Below are 21,746 nucleotides of genomic sequence, written 5' to 3'. Positions count from 1 at the left end.
GACGACCATGACGGAAAACACCAGCTGGCACGCACGGGCCGCAGAGATCAAGATCGACGGCCGCGCTGTCATCAACGGCGAACGGGTCGCGGCCAGGGCCGGCCAGACTTTCGACAATCTGTCGCCCATCGACGGGCGCTTGCTGGGGCAGGTGGCCCGCTGCGACAGCGCCGACGTGGAGGCGGCCGTGCTGGCCGCGCGCGCCGCCTTTGACGACCGCCGCTGGGCTGGCAAGTCGCCGGCGCAGCGCAAGCGGGTATTGATCAAGTTCGCCGACCTGGTGCAGAAATACGGTCCCGAACTGGCCCTGCTGGAAACCCTGGACATGGGCAAACCGATCAAGTACAGCCAGAGCGTGGACGTGGGTGCCACGGCCAACTGCCTGCGCTGGTATGGCGAGGCGATCGACAAGGTCTACGATGAAATCGCGCCGACGCCCGCCAACAGCCTGGCCCTGATCACGCGCGAACCGGTGGGCGTCGTCGCCGCCATCGTGCCGTGGAATTACCCGATGATCATGGCCGCCTGGAAGATCGCGCCGGCCCTCGCGGCCGGCAACAGCGTGATATTGAAACCGTCTGAAAAATCGCCATTGACGGCGCTGCGCCTGGCCGACATCGCGCTGGAAGCGGGCGTGCCGGCGGGTGTCTTCAACGTGCTGCCAGGCTACGGCAACGAGGCGGGCGCCGCGCTGGCGCTGCACATGGACGTCGATTGCATCGGCTTTACGGGTTCCACGCGCACGGGCAAACTGATCGTGCAGATGGCGGGCCAGTCGAACCTGAAACGGGCGTGGACGGAACTGGGCGGCAAGTCCGCCAACATCGTCTGCGCCGATTGCCCGGACCTGGACAAGGCCGTGGCGGCCGCCGTCGGTTCCATCTTCTTCAACCAGGGGGAAAGCTGCAATGCGCCGTCGCGCCTGTTCGTGGAAGAATCGATCAAGGAAGAATTTGTCGCCAAGGCACTGGCCATGCTGCCCCGCTTCCAGCCTGGCGACCCGCTCGATGAAGCCACCGTCATGGGTGCCATCGTCGACGCCACGCAGATGCAAACGGTGATGGGCTACATCGCTTCCGGCAAGAGCGAAGGCGCGCAGCTGCTCGGCGGCGGCGAGGCCGTGCGCCTTGAGACGGGTGGCTACTACGTGCAGCCGACCATCTTCGGCGTGGATGCGGGCATGACGATCGCGCGCGAAGAGATCTTCGGCCCCGTCTTGTCCGTGCTGGGCTTTACGGATATCGCCGAGGCGGTAAAGCAGGCCAATGCCACGCCCTACGGCTTGCAGGCGGCCGTGTGGACCTCGGACATTACCAAGGCCATCCAGACGGCGCGCGCCCTGCGCGCGGGCACCGTGCACGTCAACCAGTACGATGGCGACGACATCACCGTGCCGTTCGGCGGCTATAAGCAGTCGGGCAACGGGCGCGACAAGTCGCTGCACGCGCTGGACAAGTACACGGAGTTGAAGACGACGTGGATACAGGTGGGATAATTTCTATAAGGGTACTTAAAAGGACTAATTAAGGGTATTTTCGGCTTAAAATAGTTCTTTTAGGTGCTATTAAATTTTTCATGGCGCTGCACTTGCTAAAATTTGGATCGTATAAGTGCTAATTTAAGGATAAACTGAACACAATTAGCTACTATAAGATCCAATTGGAGCCGCCATGCAATGCCATTTTCAAATTTTTCATGATGATGCGTGGCACGATTGCGCATCGCTGACTTTGCTTGAGCCTGCAGGCGGCAATCCACGTACCGCTGCCCTGTTCGAGTATGATCTCGATTATGCCTTCTTCAAGCTTGAGAGTGGACCTGTTTCGCTGCGTTTTCCCGTCACGGCAGAGATGCAGAAGCTGGCGCAATGGCCAGCCTTTATCTTTGACTTGATTCCCCAGGGAAGCGGACGGACATATCTGCTTGGGCAGCTGCAACTGGCCGATGGTCCGGCTGCCGATTTTCCGCTGATGTGCGCCGGCGCCTTCAATCCCGTCGGGCGCGTGCGCATCGCCGAGGCCGTGCAGTACTACGCACAACATATGAATCGCCATGACAAGGGCAAGCCGCTGAGCGGCTTTTCACTGGACGAGATCATAGGTCGCGGCGATGCCTTCAATGAGCGCATGCTGATGCATGGCATGCTAGCCGCCGGCAGTCTGGGGGTGCAAGGAGCGGCGCCGAAATATCTGCTGTCTACTGACCATGCCGGTCTCTGGCATGCCGATGGCGCCCTGGCGGACCAGGATGCGGCTGCCCATTTCATCGTCAAGCGTCCGCGCGGAAAGACCGCCAGCGACGCCAAGGTATTGCGGAATGAGGCCGCATACATGACTGTGGCGCGCGCGGTGGGCTTGCGCACCGAAGGCCAGCTGCGCTACCAGGACGACACCTTGTTCATTCCCCGCTTTGACCGCCGCATCCTGGATGGGAGAGTGCTGCGACTGCATCAGGAAAGCGCCGCTTCGCTGGCAGGTATCGTTGGCTTTGAAGCCACGCCCAGCCAGTTCGACCTATTGCAGGCGCTGCGCGCCGTCGTCAGCGACAAGACTGCGGAAACCATCGAATTTCTCAAACGCGATATCTTGAACCTGGCCATGCGCAATACCGATAATCACGCACGCAATACGGCGGTGCAGCAAATTGGTGCCGAGGTGCGCCTCACGCCGCTGTTCGATTTTGCACCGATGTACCTGGACCCGGATGGCATACCACGCGCGGCGCGCTGGTATCACCCGGATACCAAAAACGAGCTGCATGACTGGACGACGATACTGGCTACGATCGGCATGCCGGACGTGGAGCGCCAGCAGATCCGCCTCGCGCTATACGGATTTTCTCAGCACCTGCTTGCGCTGGAACAGCATATGCAGGAGGCAGGCGTGGATGATGACATCATTGCTTTCCTCCGACCACATATCGCCGGGCAGATCGAACAGCTCAAGGCATTGGGAGAGCACTGACATGGCGCGTACGAAAAAGACCGTTGACAAGGAAGAGTTGCGGCAGCGCAGGGCAGTGCTTTACGAAGCCATTGAAGCAGGAGCCGTCACGCTACAGCATGCCGTCAAGGAAATGCGCGCCATCTCGCGCATGACGCAGGCAGAGTTTGCGACGCATCGGGGCGTGAGCACGAAGGTTATCAAGGAGATCGAGAGCGGCAAGGGCAATCCGACCATCCAGACATTGAACCGTATCGGGCAATTCTTTGGCCTGGAGGTGGCATTTGTACGGACAGAAACGCTGCGCGAAAAAAAAATCGCCCCGACGGGTGCCGGGGCGATATCGCCTCAATAGACTAGATCAGAAGCAGTGTTCCAGCGCCGGGAAGCTGCCATCCTTGACGGCTTTGACATAGCCGGTGACGGCGTCGTCGATGCTGGCCGCGCCTTCCATGAAGTTGCGCACGAAGCGCGCCTTGCGGCCTGGGAAGACGCCCAGCATGTCGTGCATGACGAGCACCTGGCCCGAGCAGTCGGGACCGGCGCCGATGCCGATGGTGGGGATCGTCAGCATGTCGGTCACTTCCTTGCCCAGCTGCGACGGCATCGCTTCCATCAGCACGATGGCGGCGCCCGCGTTTTGCAGCACCAGCGCGTCGTTCTTCAGCTCGGCGGCGCTTTCCGTGCTCTTGCCCTGGACCTTATAGCCGCCCAGTTGGTGCACGAATTGCGGCGTCAGGCCGATGTGGGCGCAGATGGGGATGCCGCGTTCGGTGAGGAAGCGGACGGTCTCGGCCAGCCAGGCGCCGCCTTCGATCTTGATCATGTGCGCGCCAGCCTGCATCAGGATGACGGCGTTGGCGTAAGCCGTTTCAGGCGTGCCGTACGCGCCGAACGGCAGGTCGGACAGGATCATGGCCGACTTGCTGCCGCGCGCCACGGAAGCCGTGTGGTAAGCCAGTTCGGCCACGGTGACGGGCAGGGTGGAGTTGAGGCCGTTGCAGACCATGCCGAGCGAATCGCCGATCAGCAGGATCTCCACGCCGCAACGGTCCATCAGCGACGCGAAGCTGGCGTCATAGCAGGTCAGCATGGAGATCTTTTCACCGGCGGCGCGCAACGTGGCCAGCGTGTGGATGGTCACGGCCTTGTTGGCGACAGGCTTGGATGGCGCCGGCGCCGGTGTGGCGGCCTTGTCTTTTGCGGCCAGATCTGTTCCTTGCAAATAAGCGGACATAGGTATTCTCTAGAGTGAAAGGGGGGGGGATGCTATTGCGACGCCGCTAGTGTAGTACTTTATAGGGCGGCGTGCAGGGGCGGCATTGTAGAGCAATGCCGCGTGGCGCTCAGAGCTCGCTGATGGCCTGGTCGGCCACGCCCGCCAGGTAGCCTTGCGCGGGACCGAGTCCTGGCACGGCGATGGCGGGCGCCAGGGCCAGCAGCGGCACCAGCACGAAGGCGCGCTCGGTGATACGGGGATGCGGTACCGTCAGGGTGGCGCTGGCGATCTGTGCATCGCCGTACAGCAGCAAGTCCAGGTCCAGGGTGCGCGGGGCGTTGCGGTAGGGCCGTTCACGCCCGTGCGCCGCCTCGATGGCGTGCAGCGCCAGCAGCAATTCCTCCGCCGGCAGGGTGGTGCTGATGCGCGCCACGGCGTTGACGTAGTCGTCGCCACTGGAATCGATGGGCGCCGTGCGGTAGCTGGCCGAGGCGTCCAGCAAGCTGGCGCCGGGCAGGCGCGCCAGGCGCGCAATCGCATCCTGCACATTCGCGCGCGCGTCGCCCAGGTTGGCCCCGATGCCGATGTAAGCAATGACAGCCATTATTCGTCGCTGCTGCTGCCGGTGCTCGAGCCGCCGCCCGTGCCGGCCTTGCTGCGCGTGCTGCGGCGTGGCGGGCGCTTCTTCTTGACGGCGCCCGGCGCGGCATTCGCGCTGACGAGCAGCGCTTCACGCGTTTCCTCGTCGCCTTCATAGAAGGCCGTCCACCATTCGCCGATGTCCATGTCGATCTCGCCCGAGGCACAGCGCAGCAGCAGGAAATCGTAGCCGGCGCGGAAGCGCAGGTGTTCGAGCAATTTGTACGGCGCCTTGCCGACGCGGCGCTCGAAGCGCGGCTGCATCGACCAGATGTCGCGCATGTCGGAACCGATCTTGCGCTGCAGGGCCAGTTTTTCCGTCTGCGAATCGAGCACGTCGTCGGCCGCCAGGTGCAGCGCGGGAATCGTCGACTCGCCGGCCGCGCGGTAGGCCGTCCATTTTTCCAGCACCTGATGCCACAGCAGCGAGGCAAACAAAAAGCCTGGCGAGACGGTCTTGCCGGCGGCGATGCGGGCGTCCGTGGCGTCCAGCGCCAGGGTGACGAATTTCGCGCCCAGCGGCTGTTCCAGCACCACGTCGAGCAGCGGCAGCAGGCCGTGATGCAAGCCTTCCTTGCGCAGCTGCTGCAGGCAGGCCAGCGCGTGGCCGCTCATCAGGAGTTTGAGCATTTCGTCGAACACGCGCGGCGCCGGCACGTTGTTGATCAGCGGCGCCATGACGGGAATCGGCGCGGCCGTGTGCGGCTCGATGGTGAATTTCAGCTTGGCGGCAAAGCGCACCACGCGCAGCATGCGCACGGGGTCTTCGCGGTAGCGCTCCTCTGGTTTACCGATCATGCGCAGGGTCTTGGCGCGGATGTCTTCCACGCCGCCGTGGTAATCGAGCACTTCCTGCGTGGCCGGGTTGTAGTACATGGCGTTGATGGTGAAGTCGCGGCGCAGCGCGTCTTCGTGCTGCAGGCCGAAGGTATTGTCGCGCAGGACGCGGCCATGTTCATCCTTCGGTGCGGAATCGGCGCCGGCGCCGCGGAAGGTCGTCACTTCCAGCAAATCCTGGCCGAACATCACGTGCACGATCTGGAAGCGCTTGCCGATGATGAAGGCGCGGCGGAACAAGCGCTTGACCTGCTCCGGCGTGGCGTTGGTGGCGATGTCGAAGTCTTTCGGTTTCACGCCCAGCAGCAGGTCGCGCACGGCGCCGCCGACGACAAAGGCTTCGAAGCCCGCTTCCTGCAGGCTGCTGGTGACGCGGATGGCATTCGACGACACCAGTTTCGGGTCGATTCCGTGTTGCGCGGGACCGAGCACGATGGGTGCCGTGGTGTCGCGCGCCGCCTCTTTTTTAACGCCGAGGATCTTGCGGATGAATTTTTTAATCATTGAATAAGTGGAGTGATGGCCAGCCGTGGAGGGATGCGTGTGCTGTCAACGCGGCATTGGGATTGGTTGCGACCGGGTGGGTCACGACCGACAGCAGGGGAATGTCGTTGTGCGAATCGCTGTAAAAATAGCTGCGCTCGAACTGTCCCAGTTCCTTGCCCATCTTTTCCAGCCAGGCGTGGGTGTGGGTCAGCTTGCCCGCGCCCAGGGTCGGCGTGCCCAGCAGCTTGCCCGTGACATTGCCTTGCGCGTCATATTCGGGCATGGCGGCCAGCAGGTGTTCGACGCCCAGCGCATCGGCGATGGGTTTGGTGATGAAATGGTTGGTGGCCGTGACGATGGCCAGCAGGTCGCCCGCGTCCTGGTGCTGTTTCAGCAGGGCGACGACTTCCGGACGGATGGCCGGCAAGACCACTTCGGCCATGAATTGGCGGTGCAGCGCTTCGAGGCGTTCGCGCGGGAATTGCGCCAGCGTGCCAAGCGAAAATTCCAGGTATTCCACCGGATCGAGCGTGCCGGCCTGGTATTGCGCGAAAAATTCGTCGTTGCGGCGGGTGAATTCGGCGGCGTCCACGGCACCGATGCGTACCAGGAATTCGCCCCACTCGTGATCCGAGTCGATGGGCAGCAGGGTGTGGTCGAGGTCAAACAGGGCCAGATTCATCATTCTTTCGCTTCCGCCTGCAGCAACTCGCGCAACAATGGCAAGGTGATCGGGCGTTGGGTTTCAAGGGAGTAGAGGTCGAGAGAGTCCAGCATCGTCGACAGCGAACGCATGTCGCGCCGGAAATGGGACAGCAGATAGGGTAACACGCCGGGCGACAAGGTCAAGCCGCGGGTGGTGGCCGCCTGGGTCAGGGCGGCGATTTTTTCATCGTCCGTCAAGCCGTGGATCTGGTAGATCAGGCCCCAGCCCATGCGCGTGCGCAAGTCTTCGCGCACGGGCAGCACGGCCGGTGGCACGGCGCCGCTGCACACCATGAAGGCCTGGTTGGCGCGGATTTCATTGAACAGGGCAAAGGCGTCGATCTGCGCCAGCGGCGACAGTTTTTCGCAGTCGTCGAGCAGGTACAAATCCACGTCGGGCGAATACACGAATTCGGACTCGATCGAGAACGGCGAAATGTAGCGCGCGCGCTCGGTGCTGGCCAGGGCCTTGAGCAGGTGGCTCTTGCCGGCGGCCAGTTCGCCCCACAGGTAGGCAAAATGTTCGCGCGAGGTGCGCGCGGCGAACTGGCGCATCAGCTGCGCCACTTCGGCATTCTGTCCCACCTCGAAGGTATCGAGGCTGTGCGCCTGGTCTGTGCCTAAATCGAGCACCAGTTGTTTCATGGCGTACGCCTTGTCCTGTTTTTCATTACTGCTTGTGCATCGTGGTATTGCCAGGTTGATATGATATCCGCTTTTACTAGGTATTATAGAAGCTGCTGGACAGGTAGTGGCGTCTTAGATGCTTAAAAGCGACCATCAGGACGGCAGAAGCGGGCAAAGCGAGCAAAACGCCGACGAAACCGAACAGTTGTCCGAACGCCAACAAGGCGAAGATCACGGCCAAAGGATTGAGGCCGATGCGCTCGCCCACCAGGCGCGGCGTGAGGAAAAAGCCTTCGATGACCTGGCCGCAGCCATAGATGACGGCCACGGCGATGACGCCGCTCCAGTCGGCAAACTGCAGCAGGGCGGCGATCAGCGCCAGCATCAGGCCCAGGCCGAAGCCCAGGTAGGGGATGAACACCAGCAAGCCCGTGATGATGCCCACCGGCAATGCCACTTCAAACCCGGCGATGGCCAGCGCCACCGAGTAATACGTGGCCAGCACCAGCATGACGAGCAGCTGGCCGCGCAGGTATTGCGCCAGCAGGGTGTCGACTTCCTGCGCCATGCCCACGGTGCGGCCGACCCAGCGGCGCGGCACGGCGCCGGCGATGCGCGCCAGCATCGGATGCCAGTCCAGCAACAGGTAGAACAGCACGACGGGAATCAAGACCACGGTGGCCAGCCAGCCCAGCACGGCCGTGCCGCCGATGCGGGCCGAGGCGAGTACCGTGCTCCAGATTTCATCGCCGCTGGTGGCCATCTGCTGGCTCAGCATGCGTTTGATGCCCGTGCCGTCGAGGCGCACGCGGATGCCCAGGTCGCGCAGTTTCGGCGCGAGGAACTCGTTCGCCTTGCTGAGGAATTGCGGAATTTGCGCCTGCAGCAGGGGAATTTCCTTTTGCAGCACCGGCACGACGATCAGCACCAGCGCCGTAATGGCGAGGAAAAACAACACCACGACGACCAGCACGGCCAGCGGACGGGGCACGTAAAAGCGCTGGTAATGCAGGCGCTGCAGGCGGTCCACGCCGGGATTGAGCACGTAGGCAAGGATGGCGGCGGCCAGGAAGGGCGTCAGGATGGGGCCCAGGCTGACGAGCAGCAGCAAGAATGCCAGCCAGACCGCGATCCAAAATGCTGTTTGCTTCTGTTCGGCGGTGATGGCGAATGGCATGTAGTTTGTACTGTTGCGTTAAAAAAAGGCAGTTAATTACGAAATGGCGGGGCAGTTTGATAAAATAGCGTCTTGATCGACCGAATTCACCCGCCGGCCGCCTGCCGCAGGATGTCAAAAACATCTGCGTGTGCGCGCGCCGGTGGGTATCCGCCTTCTATTTTACCGCCTCCGCTGCCACCACACCATGAACCAGACTTCTAATGTTTCCCTTTCCTACCGTGACGCTGGCGTCGATATCGACGCAGGCGACGCTTTAGTCGAAGCAATCAAGCCGTTTGCCAAGCGCACCCTGCGCGAAGGCGTGATGGGCGGCCTGGGCGGTTTTGGCGCCATGTTTGAAATCAGCAAGAAGTACAAGGAACCGGTGCTGGTCTCCGGTACCGACGGCGTCGGCACGAAATTGCGCCTGGCGTTCGAACTGAACCGCCATGACACGGTCGGCATCGACCTGGTCGCCATGAGCGTCAACGATATCCTGGTGCAAGGCGCCGAGCCGCTGTTCTTCCTCGACTACTTCGCTTGCGGCAAGCTGGACGTGGCCATCGCCACCGACGTCATCAAGGGCATCGCCCAAGGTTGCGAACAAGCCGGTTGCGCGCTGATCGGCGGCGAAACGGCGGAAATGCCGAGCATGTACCCGGCCGGCGAATACGACCTGGCAGGTTTTGCCGTCGGCGCCGTGGAAAAATCGAAAATCATCGACGGCACCAAGATCGCGCCGGGCGACGTGGTGCTGGGCCTGGCCTCGTCGGGCGTGCACTCGAACGGTTATTCGCTGGTGCGCAAGATCATCGAAGTGGCGAAACCGGACCTGGAAGGCGACTTCCATGGCCGTAAGCTGGCCGACGTGCTGATGCAGCCGACGCGCATCTACGTCAAGCCGCTGCTGGCGCTGATGGATGCCATGGAAGTCAAGGGCATGGTGCACATCACCGGTGGCGGCCTGGTGGAAAACATTCCGCGCGTGCTGCAGCCTGGCCTGGTGGCCGAGCTGGACTCGAAGGCATGGACCATGCCGCCGCTGTTCACGTGGCTGCAACAGCACGGCGGCGTGGCTGACGCCGAAATGCACCGCGTCTTCAACTGCGGCATCGGCATGACCGTCATCGTTTCGCAGGAAAACGCGGACGCCGCCATCGCGCAATTGCAAGCGGCCGGCGAAAGCGTTTCGCGCATCGGCACCATCCGCGCCCGCGTGGGTGATGAGCACCAGACAATTGTGATCTAACAGCATCACAATGGTTGTTAAAAGCGGCGAATGCGAATGCATCGCCGCTTTTTTTTGCCCTTCTGCTTGAGCCAAGCATCTTGAGGCATTACTTGCTTATTAAGCAAGTCTGACAATTTAAGGAATTCAACACCGGCGTCACAATGCGCCGCCTGTTTTTCTTGTGCCTCCTTTAGGTTGCCAACTTCAGAAAAATTCAAGGATTGAGTACCTTCGCCACCTTGGCCGCGCGCAGGCGGAAGGCGTCGGGCATGCCGGAACCCAGCAGCGGGCGCAGATACAGGCGGAAAGCATCGGTCACGTCCGTGCCGCTGGCGCTGATGAACTCGTCTTCCATGGTGCGCGTCTTGCCCGCCACGTCGGTCAGCGGCAGCAGTTCGTAATCGACGGAATAAAAGCCCGTGCGCTTGATGGCGACGGAGCCGTCGCGGTCGCCCCACATGGCGAACTGCACGGCCTTCTCGCCCACTTCGCGCGCTTCGCGTTGATCGACGTCGGAGACGCAGCCGATGAAGGAGCGCTGCAGATAGCCGAAGGTATCGCCGCGCACGCGCTTGATGCCGAGCTTGGTCTTGATCTCGTCGCACAGCAGGTCGGCCAGCGCGCCCGTGCCCGACAACTGCACATTGCCGTGCGCATCGCGCTCGACTTCGTTGCCCACCTGTTTGGCCAGCAGGCTGGCGATCGGCTCGCCCGACGCATCGTGGATGCCTTCCGAGACGGCGATCACGCAGCGGCCATATTTTTCATAGGTGGCCTTCACGTCGGCGAGGAAGTTTTCCAGCACGAAGACGCGCTCGGGCAGGTAGATCAGGTGCGGGCCATCGTCGGGGAACTTCTTGCCCAGCGCCGAGGCGGCCGTCAGAAAGCCCGCGTGGCGGCCCATCACCACGCCCACGTACACGCCGGGCAAGGCCGCGTTGTCGAGGTTGGCGCCGGCGAACGCTTGCGCGACGAAGCGCGCGGCCGAGGGAAAGCCGGGCGTGTGGTCGCTGCCCACGAGGTCGTTGTCGATGGTCTTCGGGATGTGGATGCAGCGCAGCGGATAGCCGGCCTTGTGCGCTTCCTCGCTGACGATGCGCACCGTGTCGGACGAGTCGTTGCCGCCGATGTAAAAGAAGTGCTCGATCTCGTGCGCGCGCAGCACTTCGAAGATTTGCTGGCAGTAGGCGATGTCCGGCTTGTCGCGCGTGGAGCCGAGCGCCGACGAGGGCGTGGCGGCCACCAGCTCCAGGTTATGGCTGGTTTCCTGTGTCAGATCAACAAACTCTTCATTGACGATGCCGCGCACGCCGTGCAGCGCGCCATACACGCGCGTGACATGCTGGAAACGCCGCGATTCAAGCACCACGCCCACCAGCGACTGGTTGATGACGGCGGTGGGGCCGCCACCCTGGGCGACAAGAATTTTTCCAGACGGCATGGGATTTCCTCGGAAGTGGCACGGCCCTCCAGCCTACTCCTTTTTTGCCGCCGCGCTGTCTTTTCCAATATTCCTGTCGAGGAATTTCTCCACCCGGCTCCAGAAGTCGATGCGGTTTTGCGGCAAGTACCAGCCATGCCCTTCCTCGTCGTATACCACCCATTCGACGTCGCGGTTGTGCGGCGCCAGGGCGGCACGCAGCTGCTTGCCGTGATACAGCGGCACGCGCTTGTCGGCGCCGCCATACGCCAGCAGCAGCGGCTGCGTGATGCGGGCGGCCTGGGCGAGCGGCGAGGTGGCCTTGAACTGCGCGGCATCGGCCACCTGGTCGCCGATCAGCTCGGGCATGCCGTATTGCTTCCAGTCGTCGCTGAGGTCCGAGGCAAAGCTCCAGTGCCCGCTGTACAGCAGGCCGATATCGCTCACGCCCACCCAGTCGATGCCGCAGCGGTACAGGTCCGGGTCGTTGACCAGGCCCATCAGGGTGGCATAGCCGCCATAGCTGGCGCCGGCGATGCAGATGCGGCGCGGGTCGGCGATCCCTTGCGCGATGGCCCAGCGGGCGCCGTCGGCGATGTCGTCCTGCATCTTCAAGCCCCATTGCTTCCAGCCGGCGCGGAAGTGCCGGCTGCCGAAGCCCGTGCTGCCCCGGTATTCGGGCTGCAGCACGGCATAGCCGCGCGAGGCGAGAAATTGCACCTGCCCATCCCATTGCCACGACGCCCCGCGCACATAGGGACCGCCATGCACGAGCACCACCAGCGGCAGCTGCCTGCCCGTGCCCTGGCGCGGCACGGTGAGCCAGGCGGGAATGGCGAGGCCGTCGCGGGCCGGGTAGCGCACCAGTTGCTGCGCGCTCATTTGCGCCGCCCGGATCTGCGGCTGGCTTTCGCCGATGACCGTCAGCCGGCCCGTTTCGCCGTTGAACAGCGCATAGCGGCCTGGCTGCATGTCCGAATACGAGGTCACCAGCACGAAGGGCGTGGCGGGGCGTGCCGCCAGCGAGACGAGATTGCGCGTGTCGGGCAGCAGCGCGTCGATGCGCGCCTGGGTGGCGGCCATGGCGGGATCGAACCAGCGCGTGGCGCGGGCGTCGCCGAGGTAGCGCGCACCCAGCAGCTTGCCGTCCTGGATGAGCAGGCCGCCCGTGAAATCATAGCCGTCGAGCGCGATGAGGGGCGTGGGCAGGATGCTGTTGCCGGCCAGGTCATACGCATGCACGGACAGGGTATCGCTGCCGCGGCGGGCTTTTACATACAGGGTGCCGTCGGGGCCGAAGGCCAGCGGCGTGAATGCGTCCGCGCCGCCCAGGTAGGCATCGAACCGCGCCAGCTCGCGCCACGCGCCGCTGGCGGGGTCGCGATACAGCACGCTGTCGATGTTGTGCTCGCGGGCGACGGCCAGGCGCGGCTCGCCGTGCTGGTCGAGCAGCCAGCGGCGCACCTTGCCGGGCGGCGCGACTTGCGCGCTGCGGCCCGTGACCGTGTCGAGGCGCAGCAGCGCCTGGTAATCGACGTCGCGCGTGCCGGTGAACACCGTGCTCAGCACGTAGATGGCGTCCGTTTGCTGCGCGCCCCGCTGGCCCGTCAGATAGGTAGACCACGGCAGCACCTTGTAGATGGAGGTCGACAGATCGGGCGCGCCGCTGCGGCTGGCGAGCTGGCGGAACTGGCTGCCGTCGGCGTTCACGGCGAACAGGCCCGGTCCGTAGCGCGCGTCGCCGGCCGCCGTCTGCCGGTCGTGCAGGTTGAAGGCCAGGCGGCGCGGGTTGACCCATTCGATGTCGCCCACGTCGGCGTCATCGAACTGGGCCACTACCTTGATGCTGTTGTCGCGCAGGTCGACGACCGCCAGCCGGTCTCGCTTGTTGGGGCCGTTGACTTTCACGGCCAGGTGGCGCGCGTCGGGCGCCAGCAGCGCGCCGCTGAATTCGGGATTGGCAAAGAAAGCGGCCAGCGGCGGTGGCGCCGGCTGCGCGGCGGCATGGAAGGGCAGGAAGCAGGCGGCCGCCAGGGCAGCGCACAGGAAGGCTGTAACAGTCATCGGCGATGTACCGGGGAGAAGTGGCGGGCGGCCGCATGCCGGGCGCAGGCGGCGCCCGGCATGCGGTTCAGGGCTGGGCGGCGGGAGCGGCTGCGGCGGCACCGGCGGCGCTGGCCGGGCCAATGCTGCGCGCCAGCAGTTTCTCGGCGCGGCTCCAGAAATCGACATTGTTTTTTTGCAGCGCCCAGCCATGGCCTTCCTCGTTATACAGCACCCATTCCACGTTGGGATTGGTCTTGCTGACGGCCTGGTAGAACAGGCGGCCCTGGCTTGCCGGCACGCGCTGGTCCGCGCCGCCATAGCCGAGCAGCAAAGGCTGCCTGATGCGCGCCGCCTGCTGCAGCGGCGAAGTCGCTTGCAGTTGCGCTGCATCAAGCACGGCGTCGCCGACCATGTCCTTCATGCCGCTCTTCTTGTAGGAGTCGGCCAGGTCGGAATCGCCCGTCCAGTGCCCGTCGCGCATCATGTTGATGTCGGTCACGCCCACCCAGTTGATGCCGCACTTGAACAGATCGGGATCGTTCAGCAAGCCCATCAGTGTGGAATAGCCGCCGTAGCTGGCGCCGGCGATGCAGATGCGCTGCGGGTCGGCATAGCCCTTGGCGATCGCCCAGCGGGCGCCATCGGCGATATCGTCCTGCATCTTCAAGCCCCATTGCTTCCAGCCCGCCTTGTAGTGCGCATCGCCATAGCCGGTGCTGCCGCGGTAGTCCGGCTCCAGCACGGCGTAGCCGCGCGAGGCGAGGAACTGGGTTTCGCGGTTCCAGTCCCAGTGGCCGCCGCGCACCCAGGGGCCGCCATGCACCATGACCACCATGGGCAGGTTCTTGCCGGCATGTCCCTTGGGCAGGGTCAGGTAGGCCGGGATGTCGAGGCCATCGCGGGCCTGGTAGCGCACCAGGGTCTTGCGCGACATTTGCAGGGGATCGATGGCCGGGTGGCTGCTGCCGACAGGCATGAGCTGGCCCGTTTCGGTATTAAAGATGAGTACGCTGGCCGGCTGCACGTCGGAACTGGCCGTCACCAGCACGAACGGCGTCTCCGCCCGCTTGGCCACGGACAGGACATTCACCGTGGCCGGCAGCAGCGCGTCGATCTTGGCCTGGACGGCGTCGAGCGTCTTGTCGAACCAGACCGTGCCGCCGGCATCCGTTTCAAAGCGCATGCCCAGCAAGGCCTCGCTGCCCTGGACGGGGATGCCGGCAAAATCGTAGCCGGGCGTGTTCGCCAGCGGCGCGCCCTGGATGGCGCCGGCGGCCAGGTCGTAGCGGTAGACGGCGGCCGCGCCCTTGTAGGCCGCATGCACATAGAAGTTGCCCTTGGCATCGAAGAAGGCGGGCGAGAAGTCGCCCGCCTCGGCCTGGTACACGTCGCTCTCGCGCAGCTTGCGCCAGGGCGCGGCGGCATTCTCGCGGTAATGCAGGGTGCGCTTGTTGTCCTTCACCGTCAGGGCGATGCGCACTTCGCCCTGCTGGTCCAGCAGCCATCCCTGGGCATCGGCCATGCTGGCGGCCGGCTTGCTGATGCCGGTCACGGTATTGAGGCGCAGCAACGATTGCGAGAGGGTGCCGGTGGCGCTGAACTGGGCTTCCGTGACATACACGTCGTCCGTGCCGCGGTCGCCGCTGGCGCTGAGCAGCCGCGTATTCCAGCTCAGCATCTCGCGCGCGCCGCGCGTCGCCGTGCGCGAATAGGTGTTGCTGGCCAGCTGGCGGTAGCCGCTGCCGTCGATATTGATCGCATACAGGCCCGGTCCGTATTGCACGTCGCCCTGGGCGATATTGCGATCCATCACGCTATAGACGATGCGCCGCTCGTTGACCCAGGCGATGCTGCTGATATCGGCGTCTTCGAACGAGGTCAGGCCCGCGACCTTCATGCTGGGCAAGTCCACGGTGTAGAGCTGGACCCGGCCGTCCTTGGCGCTGACCAGCACGGCCACGTGGCGCCCGTCCGGCGACAGCACGGCGCCGCTGAGCGTGGCATTGGCAAAGAAATCGGCGGCGGGAATCGCCGCTGCCGGCGGAACGGATGCCGCGGCATGGGCCGGCATGCTGATGGCGCTCGATAACAGGGCAGTAAGGGTAAGGCAGGCAAGGCTGGACCGCATGGACACTCCGCATCAAGTTGCAAGATATAGTATCTATTTTGAATACTATTTCCGCTAGGCTATCATTTGCGGCGATTTTTAGCGAGTCCCGCCAGGTATTTTCATGCCATTATTCCGGCGCCCGGATATGCTCGACCAGCCCCGTGCTGCGCCGTCCCGGCGCCGGTGTCAGCCAGCTGACCACGATGCTGGCCGCCAGGCCGGCCGGCACGCCAAAGATGCCGGCGGAGATGGGCGCGATATGCAGCCATTGGCCGTCCGGGGTGCCGCCCAGCATGGCGCTGGTGTGCAGCATGTAATACAGGCAGACGCCAAAGCCCGTCAGCATGCCGGCCAGCGCGCCGTAGTGGTTGGCGCGCTGCCAGAAGACGCCCAGCACCAGCGGCGGGAACAGGGTCGAGGCGGCCAGCGAAAAAGCCACGCCCACCAGCGATAAGATGTCGGCCGGCTTTTGCGAAGCCGCATAGGCGGCGATGAAGGCCACGGCCAGCAGCAGCAGCTTGGAAATGGTCACGCGCTTTTGCGTCGAGGCCGTGGGATCGACCACCTTGTAATAGATGTCGTGCGACAGGGCATTGGAAATGGCCAGCAGCAGGCCGTCCGCCGTCGACAGGGCGGCGGCCAGCCCGCCAGCGGCCACCAGGCCGGATATGACGTAGGGCAAGCCTGCAATCTCGGGCGTGGCCAGCACCAGCACGTCGGCGTCGATGGCGATCTCCGCCAGTTGCACGATGCCGTCGCGGTTCACGTCGACAATGCTGATCAGCGGCGTCAGCTTGTCCACGTTGGCCCAGTACGATACCCACGTGGGCAGGTTTGCGTATTGGGTGCCCACCAGCGCCGAATAGATATCGTACTTGACCAGCACGGCCAGCGCGGGAATGGTGAGATAGATCAACAGGATGAAGAACAGGGTCCAGAACACGGATACGCGCGTGTCGTGCACGGACGCCGTGGTGTACGAGCGCATCAGGATGTGCGGCAGCGCTGCCGTGCCCAGCATCATGCAGAACACGAGGGCCAGGAAATTGTTGCGCTTGATATCCGATTGCGCGCGGTCCGGCGCGGGAAACGGCAGCGCATGCGGCGTGATCGGCTCGGCCCGCTTCTGGTTGTGCGCCTGCGCCGCCTGCCACTGCAGGCGTGCCTCGTCCGGGCTCTTCGGATAGGCGATCAGGTAGCGCTCCGCATTGCGGATCTCGAACAGCGAGGCATTGCGCTGGCGTAAGCTGTCGAGCTGGCGCTGGGCCGCCAGGTGGCCCTGCTCCCAGGAGGCGGGCAAGCCGGCCAGACGTGCCTGGTAGCTTTGCGCGCGCTGGCGGAAGATGGCGCGCACTTCGTTTTCGCGCGGGTCGCTTTCCAGCACGTGCTCGCGCGCGCTCAGCTGCGGCAGCACCTTGCCGTAGGCCAGCTGCGGCACGGGATTGTCCGCATGCTTGACGGACAGCCACATGGCGGGAATCAGGAAGGCAACCAGGATGATGATGTATTGCGCCACCTGGGTCCAGGTGATGGCGCGCATGCCACCGAGAAAGGAGCAGACCAGGATGCTGGCCAGGCCCAGGAAGATGCCGACGGAAAAATCCACGCCCGTGAAGCGCGAGGCGATCAGGCCCACCGCGTAGATCTGCGCCACCACATAGGTAAACGAGACGATGATGGTGGCGGCCACGGCCACCACGCGCACGGCGGCGCCGCGGCCGTCGGCGCCGCTGCCGTAGCGGGCGGCGAGGAAGTCGGGAATCGTGTACTGGCCGAACTTGCGCAGGTAGGGCGCAATCAGCAGGGCCACCAGGCAATAGCCGCCCGTCCAGCCCATGATGAAGGCCAGGCCGTCGAAGCCGTTCAGGTACAGGCCGCCGGCCAGGCTGATGAAGCTGGCCGCCGAGATCCAGTCGGCGGCCGTGGCCATGCCGTTGAACATGGCCGGCACGCGCCGCCCCGCCACATAATATTCCGTGACGTTCGAGGTGCGGCTGATGACGCCGATGGTGGCGTACAGGCTGATGGTGGCGAACATGAACAGGTAGCCGATCCAGGCGCGCGGCATGCCTTCCTGTTCCAGCACCGCCAGCGCCAGCAGGAAGGCGGCGAAACCGCCGGCAAACAGCAGATAGTAGCGGCACAGGCGCGCAAAGAAGCTGCGCTGGCCGCTCATGCCTGTTCCCCGGCATGGAAGGCGCGGTCCAGGCGGCGCATGCGCCAGGCGTAGAAGGCGATGATGGCCAGGTAAACCAGCGAGGCGCCCTGGGCCGCCATATAGAACGGCAGCGGCCAGCCGAACAGGTTCAGGTGCAGCAGTTCGCGCGCATAAAACACGGTCAAAAAGCCCGTTAGCAGCCAGATGGTCAGCAGGATGGCGGTCAGGCGCCGCGTCTTTTTCCAGTGCGCCTCGCGGCGCTGCTGCAGCTCGGGGCTGGGCGCGCGCGGCGGCCGCGCCGGGGCCGCCGCCGCGATGCCGGGCACGGGGCCGGCGGTCGGTTTATCCATACGTGATGTCATCCTCTTCTGGAGCCTCGGGCAACAGCAGGGCGATGCTCAGGCGCAGCAGGGTGCCCGGCAGTTTCGGCGAGTGCGCGCGCGGGTTGTTAAAGATGTCGACTTCGGCGCCATGCTGCTGGGCAATTTCGCGCACGATTGCCAGGCCCAGGCCGCTGCCGTCGACATTGCTGCCGAGAATGCGGTAAAAGCGTTCGAATACATGCTGGCGCTCCGCCTGCGGAATGCCGGGTCCCGTGTCTTCCACTTCCAGTATCGCCAGCTCCAGGGTGCTGCGCACGCGCACCGTCACGCTGCCGCCGGCCGGCGTGTAGCGCAGGGCGTTGTCGATCAGGTTGCTGAGCAGTTCACGCAGCATCATGGCATTGCCGGAAATCATGATCGCATACGCGGGCTGTTCGAAGCCCAGGTCGATATGCTGGGCAAACGAGGCTTGTACCCAGTCCTGCACCACGCCGCGCGCCAGCTCGCTGAGCTCGATCGGCTCGAAGGCCGTGCCCGCCTGCGGCTGGTTTTCCGCGCGGGCCAGCGCCAGCAGCTGGTTCACCAGCCGCGTGGCCGCCTCGGAACTCTTGGCCAGTTGCAGCAGCGAACGATGGATTTCATCGTGGTCGGTCTGGCGCAAGGCCAGCTCGGACTGCATGCGCATGCCGGCCAGCGGCGTCTTCATCTGGTGCGCCGCATCGGCGATGAAGCGCTTCTGCATGTCGATCGACAGCGACAGGCGCGCCAGCATCTCGTTGAGCGAACCGACCAGCGGCGTGATTTCCTCGGGCACCTGGCCCGATTCGATGGGGGATAAATCGTCGGGCGGCCGCGCGCGTATGCGTTCCTGCAATTGCGCCAGCGGCGACAGGCCGCGCGCCAGGGCAAACCAGACCAGGGCCAGGATCACGGGCAGGATAATAAACTGCGGCAAAATCACGCCCTTGATGATTTCATTGGCCAGCTGCGCGCGCTTTTCCAGCGTCTCGGCCACCTGCACCAGCGCGCGCTGCGTGTCGTCGTTGGCGGACGGGAGGTCGAGATAGGTAAACGCCACGCGCACGGGCGTGCCATGGATGGTGTCGTTGCGGAACAGCACCGCGCCGCTGCGGTACTTGTCGGGGTCCTGCGGCGGCGGCAAGTCGCGGTCGCCGTCGATGTATTCGCCGTGGGCGCCCACCACCAGGTAATACAAGGTGTCGACGTCATCGCCGCGCAGGAAGTCGCGGCCCTTGTTGCCGCTGTTTTGTCCGGGCACGCGCCGCGGCATGGCGCCGTCGGCCTGCTTCACCTGCTGCGTCAGCACGGTGACGCTGTCTTCCAGCGCATGGTCGAACGGCTGATTGGCAATGCCCTTGGCCACCAGGTAGGTGATGGCGATGCTCATCGGCCACAGCAGCAGCAGGGGCGCCAGCATCCAGTCGAGGATTTCGCCGAACAGCGAATGCTCGATGGTGTCATCCTGCTCCGTCGTGGGCGGCTCGAACCAGTCGTCGTCCGCGACGTCGTCGGTGGGCGCTTCGCGCGCTTTCACTTGGGCGCGGGCGCGTTGCCAGGGCCGCTGCTTTCGCCCGCTTCGGCCTGCAGGCGCGCCGCTTCCGAGTATTTTTCCAGGCAATAGCCGAGGCCGCGCACGGTGGCGATGCGCACGCCGCCCACTTCGATCTTCTTGCGCAGACGGTGCACATACACTTCGATGGCATTGTTCGACACTTCCTCGCCCCATTCGCACAGGTGGTCGACAAGTTGCTCCTTGGAAACGAGGCGGCCGGTGCGGCCCAGCAGGATTTCCAGCAGGCCCAGCTCGCGCGCCGACAGGTCGAGCATCTGGTCGTTGATGTAGGCGCTGCGCCCCACCTGATCGTAGCTGAGGGGGCCGTGCTTGATGATGGTGGCGCCGCCGCCGGCGCCGCGCCGCGTCAGGGCGCGCACTCTTGCCTCCAGTTCCGACAAGGCAAACGGCTTGGCCATATAATCGTCGGCACCCAGGTCCAGGCCATTGACGCGCTGCTCGATGGAATCGGCGGCCGTCAGGATCAGGACGGGCAGCAGCGAAGAGCGGGCGCGCAGCCGGCGCAGCACTTCCAGGCCGGACATTTTCGGCAAGCCCAGGTCGAGGATCAGCAAGTCGAATTCCTGGGTGGACAGGGCCGTGTCGGCTTCCTGGCCGTTCTTGACGCAATCGATCGCATAGCCGGACTGGCGCAGCGAACGGGTCAGCCCATCGGCCAGCACGCTGTCATCTTCGGCAAGTAAAATACGCATGGTGAGGCTTCCTAAGCTCGCGGCAACAGAAGTCTGTATTGTGTTTCATTTTCCGCAAGGTGGCGAGTTTTTGTGAAAAACAAGGCTTGTATTGATCTGTTTCAAAACAAATCCACGTTCCGCTTGCATTGATCACTGTTTTTTTATACAGTACTGTCTGTGTAAAGAATTTAACCCACTGGCGCCATCGCAGGCCGCATGATTTTGTTCAACATGCAACTGTAGAACGGCTGAAAGAACATATGGACGATAAAAAAGCTGTAGTACCCGCATCGGAAAAAGCCAAGGCGCTCGCCGCCGCACTGGCGCAGATCGAGAAGCAGTTTGGCAAAGGTTCGGTCATGCGCATGGATGCCAGCGCACCGATCGAAGAAGTGCAAGTCGTGTCGACCGGTTCGCTCGGCCTCGATATCGCGCTGGGCGTGGGCGGCTTGCCGCGCGGCCGCGTGGTGGAAATCTACGGTCCTGAATCGTCGGGCAAGACCACGCTGACCCTGCAAACCATTGCTGAAATGCAAAAACTGGGCGGCACCTGCGCCTTTATCGATGCCGAGCACGCGCTCGACGTCGGTTACGCGCAAAAGCTGGGCGTGAACCTGCATGAATTGCTGATCTCGCAACCGGATACGGGCGAGCAGGCGCTGGAAATCTGCGACGCCCTCGTGCGTTCGGGCAGCGTCGACCTGGTCGTCATCGACTCCGTGGCCGCGCTGACGCCACGCGCCGAGATCGAAGGCGACATGGGCGACTCCCTGCCGGGCCTGCAGGCGCGTCTGATGTCGCAAGCGCTGCGCAAGCTGACCGGTTCCATCAACCGCACCAATACCCTGGTCATCTTCATCAACCAGATCCGCATGAAGATCGGCGTGATGTTCGGCAGCCCGGAAACCACCACGGGCGGCAATGCCCTGAAATTCTACGCCTCCGTGCGCCTGGACATCCGCCGCACCGGCTCGATCAAGTCCGGCGATGAAGTGATCGGCAACGAAACCAAGGTCAAGGTCGTCAAGAACAAGATCGCGCCGCCGTTCAAGGAAGCGCACTTCGACATCCTGTACGGCGCCGGCACCTCGCGCGAAGGCGAAATCCTGGACCTCGGTTCGGATGCCAAGATCGTGGAAAAATCCGGTTCGTGGTACAGCTACAACGGCGAACGCATCGGCCAGGGCAAGGACAACGCCCGCGCCTTCCTGCAGGAGCGTCCGGCGCTGGCCCGCGAGATCGAAAACAAGGTCCGCGCCTCGCTGGGCGTGCGCGAACTGCCGCCGCTGGCTGCTGAAAAGCCGGAAAAAGCGGATAAAGCCGCCGACAAGGCTGCCAAGGCGGAAGCCAAGGCAGAGTAGGTCGGATTAGCGCGGCAAAGCCGCGCGTAATCCGACAACACCACAGACGTCAACATTGTTGTCGGATCAGACGTCAACAATGTTGTCGGATTACGGCCCAAGGGGCCTAATCCGACCTACGCATGGCTTGCTGCAAGGTGTGACCATGATCGCCGTCCCGCGCTGTTGCGCCGGGCGGCGATTGTGTTTGGGGGATGTGATCGTGGAATGAAAGA

General features: G+C 63.8%; 19 protein-coding genes. 5 read left to right on the top strand and 14 right to left on the bottom strand.

Translation table 11 applies throughout. The features are described 5' to 3' along the window. Window positions 1-7 precede the first annotated feature (7 nt). The 3 genes from AC3RCJ_RS27115 to AC3RCJ_RS27105 all read left to right on the top strand — a co-directional run bounded on the left by AC3RCJ_RS27115 (window position 8) and on the right by AC3RCJ_RS27105 (window position 3,297). Entirely contained in the window at window positions 8-1,495 is a 1,488-nt protein-coding gene (locus tag AC3RCJ_RS27115) for an aldehyde dehydrogenase (protein WP_492957303.1), read from the top strand. Between the two features lie 175 nt (window positions 1,496-1,670). Then, window positions 1,671-2,963: a type II toxin-antitoxin system HipA family toxin gene (locus AC3RCJ_RS27110; protein WP_492957302.1), complete on the top strand. Its 1,293-nt coding sequence runs from the start codon at window positions 1,671-1,673 to the stop codon at window positions 2,961-2,963. Window position 2,964: 1 nt separating this feature from the next. Beyond that, window positions 2,965-3,297, top strand: a complete 333-nt coding sequence (locus AC3RCJ_RS27105) for a helix-turn-helix transcriptional regulator (protein ID WP_492957301.1) — start codon at window positions 2,965-2,967, stop codon at window positions 3,295-3,297. A gap of 6 nt (window positions 3,298-3,303) precedes the next feature. Here AC3RCJ_RS27105 and panB read toward each other — a convergent pair whose 3' ends face one another. The 6 genes from panB to AC3RCJ_RS27075 all read right to left on the bottom strand — a co-directional run bounded on the left by panB (window position 3,304) and on the right by AC3RCJ_RS27075 (window position 8,632). Beyond that, window positions 3,304-4,179: a 3-methyl-2-oxobutanoate hydroxymethyltransferase gene (panB, locus tag AC3RCJ_RS27100; RefSeq protein WP_175445216.1), complete on the bottom strand. Its 876-nt coding sequence runs from the start codon at window positions 4,177-4,179 to the stop codon at window positions 3,304-3,306. Window positions 4,180-4,288: 109 nt separating this feature from the next. Next, window positions 4,289-4,765, bottom strand: coding sequence for a 2-amino-4-hydroxy-6-hydroxymethyldihydropteridine diphosphokinase (folK, locus tag AC3RCJ_RS27095; protein ID WP_492957300.1), 477 nt, complete (start codon window positions 4,763-4,765; stop codon window positions 4,289-4,291). Next, window positions 4,765-6,141, bottom strand: coding sequence for a polynucleotide adenylyltransferase PcnB (pcnB, locus tag AC3RCJ_RS27090; protein WP_492957299.1), 1,377 nt, complete (start codon window positions 6,139-6,141; stop codon window positions 4,765-4,767). The genes folK and pcnB overlap by 1 nt, the downstream gene beginning before the upstream one ends. Beyond that, window positions 6,134-6,805 (bottom strand): histidinol-phosphatase, encoded by a 672-nt coding sequence (locus AC3RCJ_RS27085; protein WP_492957534.1) that lies wholly within the window; start codon window positions 6,803-6,805, stop codon window positions 6,134-6,136. The genes pcnB and AC3RCJ_RS27085 overlap by 8 nt, the downstream gene beginning before the upstream one ends. Beyond that, window positions 6,805-7,473, bottom strand: coding sequence for a DnaA regulatory inactivator Hda (hda, locus tag AC3RCJ_RS27080; RefSeq protein WP_230539092.1), 669 nt, complete (start codon window positions 7,471-7,473; stop codon window positions 6,805-6,807). Before hda ends, AC3RCJ_RS27085 begins: the two co-directional genes overlap by 1 nt. Window positions 7,474-7,549: 76 nt before the next feature. After that, window positions 7,550-8,632 (bottom strand): AI-2E family transporter, encoded by a 1,083-nt coding sequence (locus tag AC3RCJ_RS27075; protein WP_492957298.1) that lies wholly within the window; start codon window positions 8,630-8,632, stop codon window positions 7,550-7,552. Between the two features lie 187 nt (window positions 8,633-8,819). Here AC3RCJ_RS27075 and purM point away from each other — a divergent pair, with 187 nt between their 5' ends. Beyond that, a complete protein-coding gene (purM, locus tag AC3RCJ_RS27070) occupies window positions 8,820-9,863 on the top strand; it encodes a phosphoribosylformylglycinamidine cyclo-ligase (protein WP_096238012.1) in 1,044 nt (347 codons plus the stop codon). A 17-nt stretch (window positions 9,864-9,880) separates the two neighbouring features. Here purM and AC3RCJ_RS27065 read toward each other — a convergent pair whose 3' ends face one another. The 8 genes from AC3RCJ_RS27065 to AC3RCJ_RS27030 all read right to left on the bottom strand — a co-directional run bounded on the left by AC3RCJ_RS27065 (window position 9,881) and on the right by AC3RCJ_RS27030 (window position 20,188). Next, entirely contained in the window at window positions 9,881-10,063 is a 183-nt protein-coding gene (locus AC3RCJ_RS27065; protein WP_492957297.1) for a hypothetical protein, read from the bottom strand. After that, on the bottom strand, window positions 10,060-11,286 hold the full coding sequence (locus tag AC3RCJ_RS27060) for a 6-phosphofructokinase (RefSeq protein ID WP_492957296.1): 1,227 nt from the start codon (window positions 11,284-11,286) through the stop codon (window positions 10,060-10,062). The genes AC3RCJ_RS27065 and AC3RCJ_RS27060 overlap by 4 nt, the downstream gene beginning before the upstream one ends. A gap of 33 nt (window positions 11,287-11,319) precedes the next feature. Continuing rightward, on the bottom strand, window positions 11,320-13,329 hold the full coding sequence (locus tag AC3RCJ_RS27055; protein WP_492957295.1) for an alpha/beta hydrolase family protein: 2,010 nt from the start codon (window positions 13,327-13,329) through the stop codon (window positions 11,320-11,322). Between the two features lie 67 nt (window positions 13,330-13,396). Beyond that, window positions 13,397-15,439 (bottom strand): S9 family peptidase, encoded by a 2,043-nt coding sequence (locus AC3RCJ_RS27050; RefSeq protein ID WP_492957294.1) that lies wholly within the window; start codon window positions 15,437-15,439, stop codon window positions 13,397-13,399. Window positions 15,440-15,548: 109 nt separating this feature from the next. Continuing rightward, window positions 15,549-17,597: a sodium:solute symporter family protein gene (locus tag AC3RCJ_RS27045; protein WP_492957293.1), complete on the bottom strand. Its 2,049-nt coding sequence runs from the start codon at window positions 17,595-17,597 to the stop codon at window positions 15,549-15,551. Next, window positions 17,594-17,929: a DUF4212 domain-containing protein gene (locus tag AC3RCJ_RS27040; protein WP_492965259.1), complete on the bottom strand. Its 336-nt coding sequence runs from the start codon at window positions 17,927-17,929 to the stop codon at window positions 17,594-17,596. The genes AC3RCJ_RS27045 and AC3RCJ_RS27040 overlap by 4 nt, the downstream gene beginning before the upstream one ends. Next, on the bottom strand, window positions 17,922-19,457 hold the full coding sequence (locus AC3RCJ_RS27035; RefSeq protein WP_492964076.1) for a sensor histidine kinase: 1,536 nt from the start codon (window positions 19,455-19,457) through the stop codon (window positions 17,922-17,924). Before AC3RCJ_RS27035 ends, AC3RCJ_RS27040 begins: the two co-directional genes overlap by 8 nt. Further along, window positions 19,454-20,188 (bottom strand): response regulator, encoded by a 735-nt coding sequence (locus tag AC3RCJ_RS27030; protein ID WP_492964075.1) that lies wholly within the window; start codon window positions 20,186-20,188, stop codon window positions 19,454-19,456. Before AC3RCJ_RS27030 ends, AC3RCJ_RS27035 begins: the two co-directional genes overlap by 4 nt. A 242-nt stretch (window positions 20,189-20,430) precedes the next feature. Here AC3RCJ_RS27030 and recA point away from each other — a divergent pair, with 242 nt between their 5' ends. Continuing rightward, window positions 20,431-21,531, top strand: coding sequence for a recombinase RecA (recA, locus tag AC3RCJ_RS27025; protein ID WP_492964074.1), 1,101 nt, complete (start codon window positions 20,431-20,433; stop codon window positions 21,529-21,531). Window positions 21,532-21,746 lie beyond the last annotated feature (215 nt).

The sequence above is a fragment of the Janthinobacterium sp. GW822-FHT07H11 genome, assembly GCF_058798615.1.
The sequence above is the reverse complement of the archived record's forward strand: the minus strand, read 5'-3'. Positions and strand labels throughout refer to the sequence as shown.